An 18,272-nucleotide genomic window follows, 5' to 3' on the forward strand; every position below is an offset into this window, starting at 1 on the left:
GCTTTCGCTTAGCCGCTGATACCAGGTACCAACAGCGAGCATCCATCGTTTACTGTGCGGACTACCAGGGTATCTAATCCTGTTTGATACCCGCACCTTCGAGCTTAAGCGTCAGTTGCGCTCCCGTCAGCTGCCTTCGCAATCGGAGTTCTTCGTCATATCTAAGCATTTCACCGCTACACGACGAATTCCGCCAACGTTGTGCGTACTCAAGGAAACCAGTATGCGCTGCAAGTCAGACGTTGAGCGTCTACATTTCACAACACACTTAATCTCCGGCCTACGCTCCCTTTAAACCCAATAAATCCGGATAACGCCTGGACCTTCCGTATTACCGCGGCTGCTGGCACGGAATTAGCCGGTCCTTATTCGTATGGTACCTGCAAACAATCACACGTGACTGACTTTATCCCCATACAAAAGCAGTTTACAACCCATAGGGCCGTCATCCTGCACGCTACTTGGCTGGTTCAGACTTACGTCCATTGACCAATATTCCTCACTGCTGCCTCCCGTAGGAGTTTGGACCGTGTCTCAGTTCCAATGTGGGGGACCTTCCTCTCAGAACCCCTACTGATCGTAGCCTTGGTGGGCCGTTACCCCGCCAACAAGCTAATCAGACGCATCCCCATCCATTACCGATAAATCTTTACTTCAAATCTGATGCCGTCATCGAAGACCATGCGGTATTAGTCTGCCTTTCGGCAGGTTATCCCACAGTAATGGGAAGGTTGGATACGCGTTACTCACCCGTGCGCCGGTCGACATCCAAAGAGTGCAAGCACTCAATGCCGTTTCCCCTCGACTTGCATGTGTTAAGCCTGTAGCTAGCGTTCATCCTGAGCCAGGATCAAACTCTCCATTGTAAAATATGTGTTGGTGATGAATGAGGGGTGATAGGTGGTGATGAACACCACTACTCCCAAACACGTCACCGAGTAATCTCTGTTTCAGAACGCTTATCCTTAGAATTTAAGTTTAAAAAGCACCTTTTCGCTTGAACTTAAGTTTTGAGGCAGTGCCTCAAAAGCAAGAACAAGGAATTGATCGGTTCGTTTCTTTTACCCATCTATTTGATATAAAATCAAACAGACGCTTCTTGTACTACTTCTCTGTTTATGTAAATCTTTTCAAAGAACTCTTTCTTTATCGCTTTAGTCAAAGCGCCAGGTGGCGGGTTTTGTAAAGCGAGTGCAAAGGTATAGAGAATTTCTTTTCCCACCAAATGTTTTAAGGATTATTTTTCAGAGAAATAAACTTTTTTATTTAAAATTGATTCAAATCAACTAATATCTTTAAAAATGATTACTTTTGTACCTTAAAAAAGAAAATTAAAGTATGAGACATACAAGAGAGATTATTAAGATTTGGACTCACGATTGCATTCTACATAATGAAGAAAACTCAAAATTTTTCATTATACAACCTGTTGATAGCAACGATACAGAAGAATTAGAGCGACAAATCACCTATATTGAAGAGCATACGCAGACATCTTTCTGTCATATTGCCATTCGCATCAATAAATGGAATGCCGAGCTTACACCATGGTCAGCCCCACCCGTCTTTGGTAAGATTCCATTCGGTGATGGTGCCCATTCCACCTTATTATATATAATAGAGCATCTCATTCCAACATTGAATAAGCGATATTCATTAGGATTGAACAAAGGCAACACAATTTTAGGAGGATATTCATTAGCAGGACTCTTTTCACTATGGACTGCCTATCAACACGAGGTACCATTCCGAGGAATTGTTTCCGCATCACCTTCAGCGTGGTATATAGGTTGGTTAGAATACGCCGAAAACCACCAACCGCAAGTAGAACACGCCTATCTCAGCCTTGGCGACAAAGAGGAGAAAACAAAAACAAAATTGATGTCAACTATCAGTAAAGATATACTCCGACAAGAACAGATATTCACGGAGCAAGGCATCAATTGCAAAATGGAATGGAACGCAGGAAATCACTTCCAAGATAACGGCATTAGAATTGCGAAAGGTTTCCTTTGGTTAATGAACCAGTAGTAAACAAGCCGAATACTCTGCTCAAAGAGAAAGTAGTCGGCAAATAAATATTCGATTGACTTCACAATTGAATATCTTCTAATACAGAACAAAAGCGCCTACTCAACCCCAGCAAGGTGCTTTGCTTCTGGTGAAAGAAACCTCTTTATCTTATCATAAGAGACAGTAAAGGTAGGCATTCCAATCGCATACGGACCAATCTCATACTGTCCATAACCAAAGACAACACCTTTCGGCGAAAGATAAACCTCATCCTCAGGCAGCGGGATAATCCCCTTCTTAAGAAAGAGTTCCGCCATATCCTCTTTGACACGACTACTTACATTACGCGTACCATTATCCTCTTCACAACTTCTAAAATAGCTTTCCACGCCAGCTCTGAGGATAGGTTGTAGTTCCTTAACATTCTTCACTTTCAAGATATTACGCAGCATAGCACCCGTCTTCTTATCAAAAGTTACCCCATACGTTCCAGACATTCCATGTGCTCCACCAGAATATATGTAAACAGACGAGGTATAAGAAACATAACGAGTAGTTTCATTTTCCTTCATAACATAGCTTGAAAATGCTGGCGTCCAAGACGAATTTGAATCCTCGAGTTCTTCGAAATAAAGCTTCACATTAGTATAAGCAATCTTAGCATAATAGTTTATCATTCCCTTACCATCTGCAAGATTCTTGTAAGATTGAGCTCTTACACCATCATAAACAACATAATCTGTTACTTTCCTCATCTCAGACGATAGATAAGCACGCAACGAATCAACCAAAGGCTGCGGACCAGACTTCGGAAAAGAATAAGCAAAATCAACAGTTCCCTTATTCGTACTATAAGATTTACCGATAGAGTCAACCACCAATGGCACATCTTTCTCCACCACAACAGAATCAGAAGTGGAAAGAGGAGAAACAACAGTGTTCGCCAACTCTTTTGTTGTCGAAGCCTTTTCACTTTTGCATCCAACAGAAATAATGCTATTCAAAAGAGATGCTAAAAGGAATAAAAAATATCTTTTATTCATATCAACTAATGCTTGTTAAAAGACAACAAAAATAGTCATTTCCCCCTTTATTTACAAAACTTTACCTACTTTTGTTACATTAGGAAAGTAACAAAGCATATTTTATAGGCTTCCTTGTTGAAAACAGTCAATAAAATATGCTCTTAAAAGCAATAGGAAAGATGAAGATTAGCATTATAGGAACAGGGATGATAGCTACCGAAGTTATCACGCTGCTAAAGACAGAAGTGAAAGGGATTGAAATCACCAGTATATTTTCACATAGCAATCAGGAAAGGGTCGAATTTCTTGCAAAGATGAATCATATTGACAGAATTTATACCAACTATGATCAGCTACTCAAGGAAGACAAAGCCGATTTCGTTTATATAGCCTTAGTCAACAGTGCCCATTACGAATTCACTCGCAAAGCATTAGAAGCTGGACGAAACGTGATTGTAGAGAAGCCTTTTACCCTAACTGTTACCGAAGCTGAAGAATTAGCAGCAATGGCTCGAGAGCGAAAGCTATACCTCTTTGAAGCTATCTCACCCTTACATACCCCTAACTTCCACATGGTTAAGGATAGTCTGAAACGAATTGGTCCTATACACTTCGTACAATGCAACTTCTCACAATATTCAAGTAAGTACGACCGCTATCTGCAAGGAGATATTGCACCAGTATTCTATCCTGCATTAGGAGGTGGCGCACTTAACGACCTCAACGTCTATAACATCAATGTTGTTATCGGATTATTCGGACAACCCACTTCAACTGAATATTTTGCCAACCGTGGTCACAATGGTATTGACACGTCTGGCGTGATGGTACTCTCCTACCCCACACTGACCGCAACTTGTACAGCTGCAAAGGACTCCAGTAGCCCATCTTTATCCTCATACAAGGAGAAAAGGGATGGATACATATCCCAACACCAGCTAACGAGTTTGGTAGTGTGGAGATGATGATACAAGAAAAGCTAACCAGTTATCGTCGTAACGCCTATGAAAGTCGCCTTGCCCATGAGTTTATCGACTTCAAGGATGTATGGGAGAAGAAGGATTATAAACAAATGGAGGCATGGCTGGATAGGTCAGTAGAAGTGATGAGGGTGCTAAGGTAAAAAAAGCCTCACCCCAAAACAGCCTCACCCCCAACCCCTCTCCGAAAGGAGAGGGGAGTAATTACCGAAGAGGGAAAATAGGTTGAACTACTTCAGGGAAGGATGTTTTATAAAATTATAAAATCAAAAAGGACACTCAATAACTGAGCATCTTTTTTTTATATCCTTATTGTGTATTACTTCAATGCTTGCTCAAGATCGGCAATGATGTCCTCTACGTTTTCAATACCCACTGAAAGGCGGATTAAGTCAGGTGCAATACCAGCCTCACGAAGTTGTTCATCTGTCAACTGACGATGGGTGTGACTCGCTGGATGCAGCACACAAGTACGTGCATCAGCCACATGCGTTACGATAGAAACGAAATCAAGACGATCCATAAACTTAATAGCATCTTCTCTCGAACCCTTCAAGCCAAAAGCAATAACACCACATGAACCATTTGGAAGATACTTCTGCCCCAATGCATAATACTTATTTGAAGGCAGACCGCAATAGTTCACCCATGCCACCTTCTCATTCTTTTCCAACCACTCAGCCACCTTCTGTGCATTTGAGCAGTGCTGCTTCATACGAAGGTGTAAAGTCTCAAGACCTATATTAAGCAAGTATGAGTTTTGTGGTGCAGGTATACTTCCAAGGTCTCTCATCAACTGAGCTACCATCTTAGTAATATATGCCAGTTTACCAAAGGCTTTAGTATAGGTAAGCCCATGATAACTATCATCCGGAGTGGTCAATCCTTGGAACTTCTCACTGTATTCCTCCCAATCGAAATTACCAGAATCAACAACGACACCACCAACCTGCGTGGCGTGACCATCCATATACTTTGTCGTAGAATGGGTAACAATGTCGCATCCCCACTCAAAAGGACGACAATTAATTGGAGTAGCAAACGTATTGTCGACTATTAGTGGCACACCATGTTTATGAGCAATTCCTGCAAAACGTTCTATATCGAACACCTTACCTCCAGGATTTGATATTGTCTCACCAAAGAAACACTTTGTATTTGGCTGAAATGCAGCCTCAATCTTTTCATCGTCCCACTCTGGATCGATGAATGTACACTCAATACCCAACTTCTTCAGTGTTACACCGAAAAGATTAAATGTTCCACCATAAATAGTGTTGGATGTCACGAAATGGTCACCAGCTCCACAAAGATTAAATATTGCATAGAAGTTGGCAGCCTGACCCGAAGAGGTTAGCACAGCACCAACGCCACCTTCAAGGGCAGCAATCTTCTTGGCAACAGCATCATTCGTAGGGTTAGCCAAACGTGTATAGAAATAACCACTATCCTCCAAGTCGAACAAACGTGCCATCTGCTCACTGGTTTCATATTTGAATGTTGTACTCTGATAAATTGGCAACTGCTGGGGTTCACCCTTTATAGGTTTCCATCCACCATGAATACAAATAGTTTCGAGATTTCTTTTCATATCCTTATATATTTATTACTCAATAGAATTCGATTGCAAAGTTATAACAAAACAATTTACTAACAAAATATACTGATATATTCAGAAAAATGTACTACTTTTGTCCAATATTTACGATATTCAACAGAATAATATTCTGCAAAAAGAGAACCTAACAAAATGAATAATATTGAGAACTTAGATGAAACAGACCGTAAGATACTGCGTATTCTGCAACGTGATTCACACTTAACGGTAAAAGAATTAGCTGTAAAACTCCATCTCTCAACCTCTCCCACCTTTGAACGACAAAAACGTTTGGAACGTGATGGGTTTATAGAGCGATATATGGCTGTTGTAAATCCACATAAGGTTGGCAATGGTATTATGGTAATGTGTAATATCAGACTCAAACAACACTCTCAGGAACTCATACAAGAATTCATGAATGTAGTGCAGGGTATTGAGGAAATCACAGAATGTTATAACACCAGTGGCGACTATGATTTCCTTATTAAAGTCTATGCGCGTGACATGAAAAGCTATCAACAATTCATGCTCAACACCCTTGGAACAATTAATTGTATAGGAAGTTTACATAGTATCTTTATCATTGACGAAACAAAGAACACACATGGAGTTCCTATCTCTATGCTTTGAGTTTTAAGGAGTTAATGGCTTATCGAAATCGGCAATGACATCCTTAACTGGTCTTTCGACCCCTAATAGTTATCGTGCGGACGCTCCGCACATGTTGTGTTGATGGTGAACACATGTTGTGCGAATGGCGAACACCAAATGTGTTGAAGATTAAATGAACTGCTCTATGTGGTTAATGAAAGTGCAACCGAATGTTAGAACCCATCAAGTGGTGATACTATAAGCATTCAAGAGATGGAAGTCATGATATAGTAAAGGCAAGGACACACATTGATGCCCCTGCCTTTATCTTGTTTAATCATACTCAAAATTTTATGCGTCTTGCTGTCGAACACCCATACGAGCCTCAACAACATTGACAACATAGTCGCCTAATTTCTCGCACTCCTGAATGATGTCCATGTACATCGTTCCCACTGCATAGGTGTACTTATGGTCGTTCACATCGTTGATATTCTGCGAACGCAACTGATTACGATAGTTGTTGATTTCAGTCTCAATATTGAACGAACGATTCACATCATTGTCCTGACGATGACCAACAAGAATGCGGTTCATCTGTGTCAGAGCATCATCTGTCAATTCAAACATCTGATGCATGTGGTCATACTGATCTTGCGTGAAGTCTTCCTTGCTATTGATGAGACGGCTGGAGGTACGAGCAATGTTATAACAAGCATCACCGATACTCTCTAACTCAGAGATTTCACGAAGCATAGAACGTACCTTCTCCTTAGTTTCATCACTCAGATGGGCATTAGAAACCTGGTCAAGATACTTCGCAATCTCTATCTCCATATTATCAGAAATACCTTCATACTTCTCAATACGACTGTAAAGTTTGCTGAATTTATCCATATCTTTCTCACCAAGTAACTCACGAACCATACCAAACATACGCTGGATACGCTCTGCAAACGACTTTATCTCTTTTGAAGCCTCAAGCACAGAAAGTTCTGGAGTCTTCATGATACCAGTCTGAATGAAGTGCAGACGGAACTCGTCTTCGTCCTTGTTTGCCTTCGGTTTGATAATAATGCAGACAAGCTTCTCTAAATACTTGATTGGTCCAACGAGGATAGCTGTGTTGGCAAGGTTGAATGTGGTATGGAAAGCAGCAAGCACAAAACTTAGTTTGGCAGCATTAGCCGCAAAACCAGGCGCGCCTTTTGGCATATTTACATCATAACCCACCCAATCGCATACCATATTGATAAAAGGATGGAAAACACATAATACCCAGAGAACACCAAAGACATTGAACACCATGTGAGCCATCGCAGCACGACGTGCCTGCGTGTTAGCCGTCAAAGCAGCGAGGTTTGAGGTTACTGTCGTACCGATATTCTCACCCATTACAAGTGCAATACCCTGATAAATAGGCAGTACGCCCGTTGAACAGAGTATCATCGTGATAGCCATGATAGCTGCAGAACTCTGCACACACATGGTCAACACGCTACCAATAAGTAGGAAAACAATAGTTGTTACGAAGCTTTGTGGGTCAAAATGACTAAAAAAGTCGAGTACAGCCTGATTATGTGCAAGATCCATGTCAATACCCGTTTGGCGCAAAGTTCCCAATCCAAGGAACATAAAAGAGATACCAAAGAGAAAATCACCGATGAGTTTACGCTTCTTAGAGTAAATCAGTGCGATACCAACAAAGAATGCTGGCCAGACGAAATCGGTAATATTAAACGAGAAACCAGCTGACATAATCCATGCCGTTAGCGTCGTTCCGATGTTCGCTCCCATAATAACCGAGATGGCTTGAAGCAATGTCAACAACCCTGCATTCACAAAGCTAACCGTCATCACCGTCGTTGCTGTTGATGATTGTACAGCAGCTGTGATGAACGTACCCGTAAGAATACCAGTAAACCGGTTTGTAGTCATTGCGCCAAGAATGTGACGCAACTGTGGACCTGCCATTTTCTGCAGAGCCTCACTCATAGTTTTCATACCGAACATTAGCAATGCCAATGCTCCAATGAGCTTAAAGAAAATCCAAATCGACATATAATAACTTAATTTGTGATGTCTGTTTCTTGGATATCTGCAAAACTTTCTCTAACTTTACAATCCTATTTACCCAAGGACAATATTGTTCCCTGACATAATTTTAACCATCAATGATTATGAGACAAGTACTGCATATCCGTTGCAAAAATAATAAAAAAACTCAAGAAGTCCCAATCGGAAGTACACTTTCTGACATTTATAAGGAAATTAATCTCCAAATACCTTACGGACCAGTGAGTGCAAAAGTGAACAATAAGGTGGAAGGACTCCATTATCGTGTCTATCATAATAAGGACATAGAGTTCCTCAACCTGCTTTCACCATCAGGTATTCGCACTTACACCCGCTCGCTCTTCTTAGTGCTCTGTAAGGCTGTCCACGACCTTTATACGGGTAGTCAAGTGATTATAGACATCCCTGTTTCAAATGGTTACTACTGTAACTTGAAGCTTGGACATGAGATTACAACAGAGGATGTTGACCGCATCCGTACACGAATGCAGGAGATTATCGACGCTAAGATGCCTATCCAGCGTTACGAAACAACAACCGAGGAGGCTGTTAAGCTGTTCACTGAGTTAGGCGATATACAAAAGGCTAAACTCCTTAAAAGCAGCGGTAGCCTTTATTGTGTCTATTATGTGCTTGACGATTATAAGGATTATTACTATGGTTCGATGCTTACCAACACGAGTCAACTTCATCTCTTTGGGTTGGAGCCTTACTTTGATGGGGTCCTCTTGCGTATCCCTTCCGTACAAGACCCTTCTAAATTAGGTGAATTGATACGTCAAGACAAGATGTTCGAGGTGTTCAAGGAGCATCATAGATGGCAGAGTATCTTAGGCATTAAAACTGTAGGTGACTTCAACGAGGCGGTAAAGAATGGACTGGCAACCGACCTTATCAATGTCAGTGAGGCTCTGCAAGAAAAGAAGATATCGCAGATTGCCGATACGATTGCTGAACGAAAAGAGATAAAGGTAGTACTCATTGCCGGACCATCTTCGAGCGGTAAGACAACATTCTGTAAACGCCTTTCAGTCCAACTATTAGCAAGTGGTGTGAAACCTGTACAGATATCCTTAGATGATTACTTCGTTAACAGGGCGGAAACACCGAAAGACGAGAATGGAGAACTTGATTATGAGAGTATCTATGCACTGAATATTCCACTTATCAATGAGCAGTTTAATGCACTTTTCCGTGGTGAAGAGGTGGAATTACCAAAGTATAATTTCCAAACCGGAATGAGTGAAAAGAGCGGTAAAAAACTGCATCTTGGAGAGAATAACATACTACTTGTGGAAGGTATTCACGCACTCAACCCTGCACTGACAGAGCAGATTGCAGACGACAAGAAGTTTAAAATCTACGCATCTGCCCTCACTACAATCCTGTTAGACGACCATAACTATATCCCAACAACCGACAATCGACTACTTCGTCGTATTGTTCGCGATTACAAGTATCGTGGTTGTTCTGCACAAGAAACAATCCACCGCTGGCCAAGTGTACGTGCCGGTGAGAACAAGTGGATTTTCCCTTATCAAGAACAGGCTGATGTAATGTTCAACACGGCAATGCTCTTTGAACTTGCCGTCATTAAAACGCAAGCGGAAGAAGTGTTGGAACAAGTGCCAGAGAACTGTGAGGAATATGCTGAAGCCTATCGTCTGCGCAAGTTCCTCAAGTATTTTGCACCACTACCTTTCCGCAATCTCCCTCCAACATCCCTACTGAGAGAGTTCTTAGGAGGTAGTTCGTTTAAGTATTAGATACGCTTCTACCATATAAAAGGTGCGCTTTTGACTCTCAAAAGCGCACCTTTTATTTTATTAGCTATCATCAGTTTCTCATTGTTCATTGACCATAGCAAACAAAGAGACAAAGCTATTACTTTATTTTACGTTCCAATACTTTCAGCAAGTCAAAAGGATGTCTCTTCATGTCTTTCAATGAGAATCCATCACCCTGCAGGTACTCATCCATCTTTGGGAAACGATCAAAACACATACGAAGTGTTTTCTTAGCAGCCATACGTATGCCCGTTTCAGGAACATAATAAGTCACAACAACTTCGTCACCTTTAAGACAATAAGTATAAGCCCATGACTCTTCAGTATAAAATGTTGTCCCTGAACTACTATACCATACTGTTGGAGATAAAAAACCAAGTACTTCTTTCCCTTCATAAGTCAATTCCCAAAAGTACCGATGATTTGTTGGCTTCAAATTTTTAGGTAACGTTAATACCTTGCATGCATATAAAGACAAGTATTTACGTTGCTTCCCATCTACTGTTAACTCCATTTCTTTTGCATCATCAGCTACATACTTTGTTCCCTTACCCGTTGATGTAGGTGAGATAAACAATGTCTGCATATTAATAATGGACTGACCATAAACACTTGCCATAACCTTTGCATTCTTTACATCAACCAAATAACCTGACACTTTGCTACCATCTTTGAGCGTAAGGACGCATGGTAAAGGTTTGAATTCCTTTTTCTTAGCACTTACTGAGACGATGCCAATCAACAACATTAGCATCATCAACATGATTACATTAATCTTTTTCATAACTCATTTTATTGTTTTAGTTAGAGTTCTTTCGTTAACAATACAAAGATATACAACAAATGTGAAACAGAGAAAGAAACTTCTAAAGTTTTGCAAATCTTTTTTTATAATATTGCTATCCAATAAAAGTGAAAAAGAATAGCTCTATTGCTGCATCTTTGTAGTTACCTCTATGGTATTACCTTTGATAAAACAAACCTCCTCTAACCAAATAATGTTAGTTACTTTTACGTAATACAACTCTTTTCTGACATTAAATTAATTCCACATTAATAGCCTATTGCGAGGTGTTTAGCCATCCGCACCATTCGTGCGAACCAACAACACCATTCGTGCTAACCATCAACACGACACGTGCGGTATAACAACAGTACCTCTAAAGATGACAAAAAAGGAGACATTATGTTCATTATAACGAATATAATAAACTGCAAAACAAGGTAACTTTACTCAGTTTTAAAATGCAAAAAGCAAAGGAATAAAAAGGTAAAAACCAAACTCTAAAACTTAGAAACTAATCTTTACTGATTTACTTTCATACAAAAAAGAAAATATTTTCACGAGAAGAAGAATTTATTTTCATGAAAAGAATTATGGGTCTTCAGGAATTTGGAGTGATAGTGTTTAATATCTGATTATCAATAACATTTATAATTTATATACTTTTATATCCCTTTGTTTACTGATATTAAAGAATACAAAGTACTAATTTAAAGGTTACGAAAGTTGTTGTTGTATCACATGGGTTATACACGCTACAAAACGCTTATAATGAACTATTTACAAATTTTCTTTACTAACAAGTGGCATAAAGGACATCATCGCATCACTCCAAATTCCGGAAGAGCCCTTTTATTGTGTTTATAGTTGCTGTTTCCGTATCATAAAATCACCTTATCATACAGCTTGATAAAGTTATTCGTTTTCTCCTTCTTCATCAGCAATCTTCGGAGCTATGAATTTGACAGCTTTTCTGAAAGCACTGATAGGGCTAATCTTTCGCTTTCTTATTTCATCACTTGACAGTAAAGTAGCCTTATTGTCATTGTGTTCAACAAGGATAAAAGCTAAACCATCATAGCGTACACGTAGTCTATCAGACACTATCTGATGGTAGGCTTTCCGGTATTTCTCCTGCTTCATAAAGGAATCTGAACGTGAGCAGAGGAAGACGATGCGGTTGTCAATCTTGAAATAATGCGTAGGATAGATATCATCAACAGACCATTCTCCACCCATAAACGCGTCATAATAAGCAGGATGGATAACAAAAACGTCACTGTTGATATAGACACCATTTGTATAAACACCATGGTCTTCGTATCCATATCCACATTTAAGAATAAACGTACTATCCTTAGGATATTGCTTAATAAAACGATGAATGCATCCCAAAAAGGCTGATTTCATCTCTGTGGTGTCTACAAGAACCAAACTGTCTAATGCATTACTTTCTGTTGTTTTTTGACAAGTCTTATTACAACAGGAGGATAGGAGGGTAAGAAGAAAGACGAAGAAGAGTGCAGTTTGTTTCATACTTTCATTATGTTGAAGTCTTATATCTTTATTCTTTAAAATCTTTCTATATTCTATTCCTACAGCAATCCCTCTTCAATACGCTGAATAATCTCTTCAGGAAGGATATTATTCATACAAGCAAAGTCGCCACGATGGCAAGGTTTATTGCCAAAGACAGAGCAAGGACGGCAAGAGAGCGTATTGATTTGTACGGCATCTTCTTCCTTTTGATGCCAACCCATGAAGCCACAATAAGGATGAGTTGCACCCCATACGCTTACAACACGAGTGTTAGTAAGGGAAGCAAGGTGCATGTTAGCACTATCCATTGACAGCATAGTGTCGAGATGACTCATAAGAATAAGTTCCTTTTCGAGTCCTTTCAGTACATTGGCAACACATAGACATTGCGTATACTGTGTTGCCCATTGGTTCAACACTTCTATCTCATGTTTACCACCACCGAAGAGAAAGATACGCCAAGAAGAATGTTTCTCGGTCAGTTTACGCACCACTCGTTCCATCCTTTGCAGTGGATACATCTTACCTGCATGGGCTGCAAAGGGTGCTATACCTATCCAACATTCCTCTGGTTGTTTTATACCTATCGTATTAGGGAGACTCTGTAGGTCGCCACCTTCAGCTGGAAAGATACTCGTAAAGTCAGGTTTAATAGGATAGCCCAATGCTTCGAGTACATCAGCATAGTTTTGGAAGGAGGTAGGCTGTTGTATGAATACTTTGTTTTCAGTTTGGCATAAGCGTTTCTTCCCCTGTTTATGTTTGTTGATATGTGCTACGGAATAGCCACCAAGGAGGAAACGAAGACGGAGAATACGTGTACGTAGCACATTATGAAAATCAGCTACAGCAGTGAATTGTTTTGCAACTAAACGCCGATAAAGCGTATTAAGTCCTCTAAAACCTTTATATTCTCCTTTCAAGTCAGCAGCCATAAATTCGACATTTGGTGCTAAATGCTCGAAGAATGGCTGTGCAAAAGGACGAGAAAGCACACTGATTCTTATATCAGGATACTGTTTAGCAAGCGAGTAAACAATAGGGACTGTCATGGCAATATCGCCCATAGCAGAGAATCTTATAATAAGAATATGTGGAGTTTTCATTGGCTAACAAACATAAAGAAGCAAAGGATAATAAATAGAGAGGATTGCTATAATTAGTAGGGATAAGCAATAAGATGACTTATCTGATAACTAATAAAGCTCGTTCAAATTTACTCTTATCGAGTAATTGCACCCCTCCCTTTGAAAAGCGGGAGGGGGATTATTTTATTTCTTATTATAAAGAATCGGATTGGTTGCAGGGTCGTTGTACATCTTCATCTGACGATAAACCTTCATATACTTGCGACCATGCTGAATGTCGTCAAGCAATTGGTCAATGGCAAGACTAAGATCCTTTTGTTGTTCAAGGAGGATATTCAGCTTAGACTTACATTTCTCAATATGTTCAGCTGAAGCATCCGTGCGCTCAGTTTGCTCTTTCATGTGGTAAATTTTCAATGCAAGGATTGACAAACGGTCAACAGCCCATGCTGGACTCTCGGTATTGATAGTCGCATCAGGGAGCGGCGTAACGTCAGAGTAGAGTTGACGGAAATATGAATCAATCTGCTCAACGAGGTCAGTACGATCCTGATTAGAGCGGTCAATACGATGCTTGAGGCTCATTCCTTCCTCAGGATTGATATGTGGGTCACGGATAAGATCCTCAAAATGCCATTGAACTGTGTCAATCCAGCATTTCAGATAGAGACGGTTTTCAATGGAATCTCTGTCGTAAGGGTTATTAATAGGCGTGTCTACATTGTCCGTAATATGGTAATCACGGATAGCCTGATTGAAAATCTCGTTACAATGTTTTGTAAATGACATTCGATTTTTATTTTTCTGTTTATTTTGCAAATATATAGTAAATTCCTTAAAGGACAAAATAAAAGCTCTTGTTTTTCATTGTTTATCACTTAAAACCAAATCGTTCATTAGAGCCTAAAACTATTTTGTTTTATTATTGAGCAGATTGTCTGTCTTTATTCGCAGGCGTAGTGAACTACATCAAGTAACAAAGATTGATAACATACCGATAAGAAATACCCCTCTAAGTGGATTTCATGCTCTTATAAGACCTTTCTAAATATAACACATAGCTACACTATAAGTTTATATTTTGTTTGCTGTCATTTTAACAGTTAGTATTAACTATTTGTAAACTAATTGTTTATAAGTTTATAAACCCTGACAGGAGTGACAGGAAAATTATTTTGTCCCACTGACTATCTACGATTGAATTCCATTTATTTCTTGTTTTTTCTAAATATGGAGTGATATAGTTTCCTCCATACTAATGATATTTCTTAGTTAATATATGCTATTCCTCCGTATTTTACGAATGAGCTATAATCAACCTTTTACCCTCACTAATTTACGTACGGAGGGGACAGCACGTATAGTGCAGATGCTGAACACCATTGGTGCGAACGCTTAGCACGGATGGTGCGGATGGTTTATATCCATGTAAAGAACCTATTACAATCAAAGTGAAAACAACTATTAAGGTGTTACATTGTGGCGGATAGAATGCGTTTGATGAGTGATAACAAACAACGTTATTGTATTTTCGTCTTAATAATAAGGTGTGGTAGTTTATTAAATCAGTTTAATTTCAATCAGTGGCATAAATAAAGTTTTGAATAATCAGATATAATTGTTTGATTTTTCGTATAATTAAGTGACAAAATGGCAAAATTTATGCACAAAGATATATAGTTTGTGCAACGAAGAGTGCTTTTTTAATCAAAAAACTTGCACACATGGAAAAAAAACATTTCCTTTGCAACCGCATTTTGAATTTGGAAATCAATATTAAACATTTTAAAACTTACAATTATGTCAGAAATTGAATCAAAAGTAAAGGCTATTATCGTAGAGAAGCTCGGCGTTGATGAGGCTGAGGTAAAGCCAGAGGCAAGTTTCACAAACGACCTTGGTGCTGACTCTTTGGACACTGTAGAGCTCATCATGGAGTTCGAGAAGGAGTTCGGTATTTCTATTCCAGACGATAAGGCTGAGAAGATCTCTACAGTAGGCGATGCTATCTCTTACATTGAGGAGAACGCTAAGTAAGGTTTACTCAAGATAAAAGTACCAAGCAAAGCGTACGTCTTTGCTTGGCTTTTTTTTACTTTACTTTTTTAATTTATATTTCACGCATGGAATTAAAAAGAGTAGTTGTAACAGGTCTTGGCGCCGTTACTCCATTGGGTAACACTCCAGAGGAGACCTGGCAGAACATGCTGGCAGGTAAGAGTGGTGCTGCTCCTATTACACATTTCGATACAAGCCTTTTCAAGACAAAGTTTGCTTGTGAGGTAAAAGACCTTAACATCAATGATTACATTGACCGTAAGGAGTCTCGTAAGCTTGATCGTTACACTCAGTTGGCTATGATTAGTGCCATTCAGGGTGTTAAAGACGCTAACTTTGACATGGAGAAGCTTGATAAGAACCGTGTCGGTGTTATTTACGGTGTAGGTATTGGTGGTATCAAAACTTTTGAGGATGAGGTGACTTATTACGCTCAGCATCCTGAGAATGGTCCTAAGTTCAATCCTTTCTTCATTCCGAAGATGATTGCAGATATCGCTTCTGGACAGATTAGTATTCTGTATGGATTCCACGGTCCTAACTATACAACAACATCTGCTTGTGCTTCATCAAGCAACGCTTTGGCTTCAGCATTCAACCAGATTCGTCTTGGTAAGGCTGATGTTATTGTTAGTGGTGGTGCTGAGGCAGCAATCTGCGCTTGTGGTGTAGGTGGTTTCAATGCTATGCATGCACTTTCTACACGCAACGATGACCCAGAACATGCTTCACGTCCATTCTCAGCAAGTCGCGATGGCTTCGTAATGGGTGAGGGTGCTGGTTGTCTTATCCTTGAGGAGTTAGAGCATGCAAAGGCTCGTGGTGCTAAGATTTACGCAGAGATGGTTGGTGAAGGTGAGTCAGCTGACGCTCATCATATTACTGCTTCTCACCCAGAGGGTCTCGGTGCTAAACTCGTTATGAAGGCAGCACTTGAGGATGCTGGTTTGAAGCCAGAGGATATTGACTATATCAATGTTCACGGTACATCAACTCCTGTTGGTGACCTCTCTGAGGCAAAGGCTATCAAGGCTTTGTTTGGTGATGCTGCTTACAAGTTGAATATCTCTTCTACAAAGAGTATGACAGGTCACCTCCTCGGTGCAGCTGGTGCTGTAGAGGCTTTGGCTTGTGTCATGTCTGTGAAGGAAGATATCGTTCCTCCAACTATCAACCATGAGGAAGATGATAAGGATCCTGAATTGGATTACAACTTGAACTTTACGTTCAACAAGGCACAGAAACGTGAGGTACGTGCTGCACTTAGCAACACCTTCGGTTTCGGTGGTCACAATGCTTGTGTTGTATTCAAGAAGTATGCTGAATAATATAATTGATAGAATAAAGCTCCCTTTCCGCACGGAGAAGGAGCTTTATTTGTCTTTGTACCAAATTATTGGCATTATCCCACACGATATCAGTTATTATAAGACTGCACTCTTGCACAAGAGCGTAGCACATCGTAACGCAAAGGGTAAACCAGTTAACAATGAACGCCTTGAGTTTTTGGGTGATGCTATTCTTGATGCCATTGTTGGTGACATTGTTTATGAGCATTTCCCAGGTAAGCGTGAAGGTTTCCTGACGAACACCCGTTCAAAGATAGTACAACGCGATACGCTAAATCGTCTGGCAAAAGAGATGGGAATCGGACAATTGATTCTCTCTAACGGGCATACGTCTTCGCATAACAGCTATTTGGGTGGTAATGCTTTTGAGGCACTTGTAGGCGCTCTCTACCTTGACCATGGCTACAATGCTTGTATGAAGTTCATGAAGCAACAAGTTCTTGGGAAGCTTATCAATATTGACAAGGTTGCTTACAAGGAGGTGAACTTCAAGTCAAAGCTCATCGAATGGAGCCAAAAGAACAAGGTGAAGATGGAGTTCAAGCTGATTGAAAACCAAAAAGACCAGCAAGGTAGTCCTACCTTCCATTTTCAGGTGATTATAGAGGGTATTCCATGCGGTGAGGGGCATGGTTATTCAAAGAAAGAGAGTCAGCAAGAAGCTTCTAAACTTACGCTTCAACGTCTGCGTCGTGAACCTCAGTTTATAGATGAGGTATTCGCTGCCAAAGCAAACCGTACAAAGATGGAAGAGGAACCAGTGCTCAATGTTCCTGAAACGACACAGGACATGAACTTCATTGAAGGTTCTGAACCAAAGGCTGAAAAGCATGAGAATCCTTTCCAAACAGAAGTTTTTGATGAGAAATCATCAGCCGCTGATGAAAAGATAGAAGCACAAAATGAATCTTCTGTAGCATCAGAACGAAAGGAAGACAATGAGGATTTTGACCTCTCTGATATCTCTCATTTAAAACCTATTGACCGTGAATCCATCATCGCAGCTGCTGAGGCAGAAGCGTTTGATGAGGATAAATAGCAGGACAAAAACAAAAATAACAGGCGTTTACAGCCGATGGTAAGTGATAAATACATCCTTTCGTTCACTATCTTCTGTAAACGCCTGTTATCTTTTGGCTGTTTTCTTATCATATATTAAGCCTCTATTAATCCTATAATCAAGTACTTAATATGTTAGAACTCTAATCTACATTCTACGACATATTTACGAGAAGAGGAATAGTTCTATAACGAATCGTGTGGGTAAATAGTTTTTTCCTTGCCAGCGTTCCTATGTTTAATGGCTTTATGGCTGAACAGATGAAGACGAATTAATCTACAAAGTATAAAGGTGTTTGAGCTAAACAAGCTTCTACACACCT

The 18,272-nt window shown here is 40.0% G+C and carries 15 protein-coding genes and 1 rRNA gene (1 of these 16 only partly in view); 8 read left to right on the forward strand and 8 right to left on the reverse strand.

Annotated elements, in window-relative coordinates; genetic code table 11:
* Window positions 1-866, reverse strand: a 16S ribosomal RNA gene (locus tag J5A56_RS06985) (it extends 665 nt beyond the left edge of the window).
* Window positions 867-1,338: 472 nt separating this feature from the next.
* Here J5A56_RS06985 and J5A56_RS06990 point away from each other — a divergent pair.
* Window positions 1,339-2,031, forward strand: coding sequence for an alpha/beta hydrolase (locus J5A56_RS06990; protein WP_021671507.1), 693 nt, complete (start codon window positions 1,339-1,341; stop codon window positions 2,029-2,031).
* Window positions 2,032-2,129: 98 nt separating this feature from the next.
* Here J5A56_RS06990 and J5A56_RS06995 read toward each other — a convergent pair whose 3' ends face one another.
* Entirely contained in the window at window positions 2,130-3,056 is a 927-nt protein-coding gene (locus J5A56_RS06995) for a DUF3298 and DUF4163 domain-containing protein (RefSeq protein ID WP_021671506.1), read from the reverse strand.
* Between the two features lie 161 nt (window positions 3,057-3,217).
* Between J5A56_RS06995 and J5A56_RS07000 the strand changes: the two genes are divergently transcribed.
* Both J5A56_RS07000 and J5A56_RS13485 read left to right on the forward strand, forming a co-directional pair.
* Complete coding sequence (locus J5A56_RS07000; RefSeq protein ID WP_249112150.1) at window positions 3,218-4,003, forward strand: Gfo/Idh/MocA family protein; 786 nt, start codon at window positions 3,218-3,220, stop codon at window positions 4,001-4,003.
* Complete coding sequence (locus J5A56_RS13485) at window positions 4,000-4,161, forward strand: hypothetical protein (protein ID WP_249112154.1); 162 nt, start codon at window positions 4,000-4,002, stop codon at window positions 4,159-4,161. The genes J5A56_RS07000 and J5A56_RS13485 overlap by 4 nt, the downstream gene beginning before the upstream one ends.
* A gap of 176 nt (window positions 4,162-4,337) precedes the next feature.
* Here the strand turns inward: J5A56_RS13485 and J5A56_RS07005 are convergent, their stop codons facing one another.
* Window positions 4,338-5,609, reverse strand: coding sequence for an O-acetylhomoserine aminocarboxypropyltransferase/cysteine synthase family protein (locus tag J5A56_RS07005; RefSeq protein ID WP_021671504.1), 1,272 nt, complete (start codon window positions 5,607-5,609; stop codon window positions 4,338-4,340).
* A gap of 159 nt (window positions 5,610-5,768) precedes the next feature.
* On the opposite strand from J5A56_RS07005, the gene J5A56_RS07010 reads away from it, so the two are divergent.
* The gene (locus tag J5A56_RS07010) at window positions 5,769-6,248 is read left to right on the forward strand and encodes an Lrp/AsnC family transcriptional regulator (RefSeq protein WP_021671503.1); all 480 of its coding nucleotides are present in this window, start codon (window positions 5,769-5,771) and stop codon (window positions 6,246-6,248) included.
* A 312-nt stretch (window positions 6,249-6,560) separates the two neighbouring features.
* Here J5A56_RS07010 and J5A56_RS07015 read toward each other — a convergent pair whose 3' ends face one another.
* Window positions 6,561-8,270 (reverse strand): Na/Pi cotransporter family protein, encoded by a 1,710-nt coding sequence (locus J5A56_RS07015; RefSeq protein ID WP_021671502.1) that lies wholly within the window; start codon window positions 8,268-8,270, stop codon window positions 6,561-6,563.
* 113 nt (window positions 8,271-8,383) lie between these two features.
* On the opposite strand from J5A56_RS07015, the gene J5A56_RS07020 reads away from it, so the two are divergent.
* Entirely contained in the window at window positions 8,384-10,051 is a 1,668-nt protein-coding gene (locus J5A56_RS07020; protein WP_021671501.1) for a nucleoside kinase, read from the forward strand.
* 118 nt (window positions 10,052-10,169) lie between these two features.
* Here the strand turns inward: J5A56_RS07020 and J5A56_RS07025 are convergent, their stop codons facing one another.
* The 4 genes from J5A56_RS07025 to J5A56_RS07040 form a co-directional block, all read right to left on the reverse strand.
* The gene (locus J5A56_RS07025; RefSeq protein WP_021671500.1) at window positions 10,170-10,856 is read right to left on the reverse strand and encodes a hypothetical protein; all 687 of its coding nucleotides are present in this window, start codon (window positions 10,854-10,856) and stop codon (window positions 10,170-10,172) included.
* Between the two features lie 915 nt (window positions 10,857-11,771).
* Complete coding sequence (locus J5A56_RS07030; RefSeq protein ID WP_021671499.1) at window positions 11,772-12,392, reverse strand: hypothetical protein; 621 nt, start codon at window positions 12,390-12,392, stop codon at window positions 11,772-11,774.
* 59 nt (window positions 12,393-12,451) lie between these two features.
* Window positions 12,452-13,501, reverse strand: coding sequence for a glycosyltransferase family 9 protein (locus J5A56_RS07035; protein WP_021671498.1), 1,050 nt, complete (start codon window positions 13,499-13,501; stop codon window positions 12,452-12,454).
* A gap of 165 nt (window positions 13,502-13,666) precedes the next feature.
* A complete protein-coding gene (locus J5A56_RS07040) occupies window positions 13,667-14,272 on the reverse strand; it encodes a DUF4254 domain-containing protein (protein ID WP_036919445.1) in 606 nt (201 codons plus the stop codon).
* Window positions 14,273-15,283: 1,011 nt separating this feature from the next.
* On the opposite strand from J5A56_RS07040, the gene J5A56_RS07045 reads away from it, so the two are divergent.
* From J5A56_RS07045 to rnc, 3 genes are all read left to right on the forward strand, one after another.
* Window positions 15,284-15,520: an acyl carrier protein gene (locus tag J5A56_RS07045; RefSeq protein ID WP_004358972.1), complete on the forward strand. Its 237-nt coding sequence runs from the start codon at window positions 15,284-15,286 to the stop codon at window positions 15,518-15,520.
* An 86-nt stretch (window positions 15,521-15,606) separates the two neighbouring features.
* A complete protein-coding gene (gene fabF / locus J5A56_RS07050) occupies window positions 15,607-16,869 on the forward strand; it encodes a beta-ketoacyl-ACP synthase II (protein WP_021671496.1) in 1,263 nt (420 codons plus the stop codon).
* Complete coding sequence (gene rnc, locus J5A56_RS07055; RefSeq protein ID WP_021671495.1) at window positions 16,859-17,929, forward strand: ribonuclease III; 1,071 nt, start codon at window positions 16,859-16,861, stop codon at window positions 17,927-17,929. The genes fabF and rnc overlap by 11 nt, the downstream gene beginning before the upstream one ends.
* The last annotated feature ends 343 nt before the right edge of the window (window positions 17,930-18,272 follow it).

The organism is Prevotella melaninogenica (genome assembly GCF_018128065.1).
Lineage (GTDB): Bacteria > Bacteroidota > Bacteroidia > Bacteroidales > Bacteroidaceae > Prevotella.

What these genes read in the sequence shown, in the direction of transcription:
- J5A56_RS07045 (WP_004358972.1), top strand. Translation starts at nt 15,284, where the DNA reads ATGTCAGAAATTGAATCAAAAGTAAAGGCTATTATCGTAGAGAAGCTC.
- J5A56_RS07025 (WP_021671500.1), bottom strand. Translation starts at nt 10,856, where the DNA reads ATGAAAAAGATTAATGTAATCATGTTGATGATGCTAATGTTGTTGATT.
- J5A56_RS13485 (WP_249112154.1), top strand. Translation starts at nt 4,000, where the DNA reads ATGATGATACAAGAAAAGCTAACCAGTTATCGTCGTAACGCCTATGAA.
- J5A56_RS07030 (WP_021671499.1), bottom strand. Translation starts at nt 12,392, where the DNA reads ATGAAACAAACTGCACTCTTCTTCGTCTTTCTTCTTACCCTCCTATCC.
- rnc (WP_021671495.1), top strand. Translation starts at nt 16,859, where the DNA reads ATGCTGAATAATATAATTGATAGAATAAAGCTCCCTTTCCGCACGGAG.
- J5A56_RS07035 (WP_021671498.1), bottom strand. Translation starts at nt 13,501, where the DNA reads ATGAAAACTCCACATATTCTTATTATAAGATTCTCTGCTATGGGCGAT.
- fabF (WP_021671496.1), top strand. Translation starts at nt 15,607, where the DNA reads ATGGAATTAAAAAGAGTAGTTGTAACAGGTCTTGGCGCCGTTACTCCA.
- J5A56_RS07000 (WP_249112150.1), top strand. Translation starts at nt 3,218, where the DNA reads ATGAAGATTAGCATTATAGGAACAGGGATGATAGCTACCGAAGTTATC.
- J5A56_RS07040 (WP_036919445.1), bottom strand. Translation starts at nt 14,272, where the DNA reads ATGTCATTTACAAAACATTGTAACGAGATTTTCAATCAGGCTATCCGT.
- J5A56_RS06995 (WP_021671506.1), bottom strand. Translation starts at nt 3,056, where the DNA reads ATGAATAAAAGATATTTTTTATTCCTTTTAGCATCTCTTTTGAATAGC.
- J5A56_RS07005 (WP_021671504.1), bottom strand. Translation starts at nt 5,609, where the DNA reads ATGAAAAGAAATCTCGAAACTATTTGTATTCATGGTGGATGGAAACCT.
- J5A56_RS07020 (WP_021671501.1), top strand. Translation starts at nt 8,384, where the DNA reads ATGATTATGAGACAAGTACTGCATATCCGTTGCAAAAATAATAAAAAA.
- J5A56_RS07015 (WP_021671502.1), bottom strand. Translation starts at nt 8,270, where the DNA reads ATGTCGATTTGGATTTTCTTTAAGCTCATTGGAGCATTGGCATTGCTA.
- J5A56_RS07010 (WP_021671503.1), top strand. Translation starts at nt 5,769, where the DNA reads ATGAATAATATTGAGAACTTAGATGAAACAGACCGTAAGATACTGCGT.
- J5A56_RS06990 (WP_021671507.1), top strand. Translation starts at nt 1,339, where the DNA reads ATGAGACATACAAGAGAGATTATTAAGATTTGGACTCACGATTGCATT.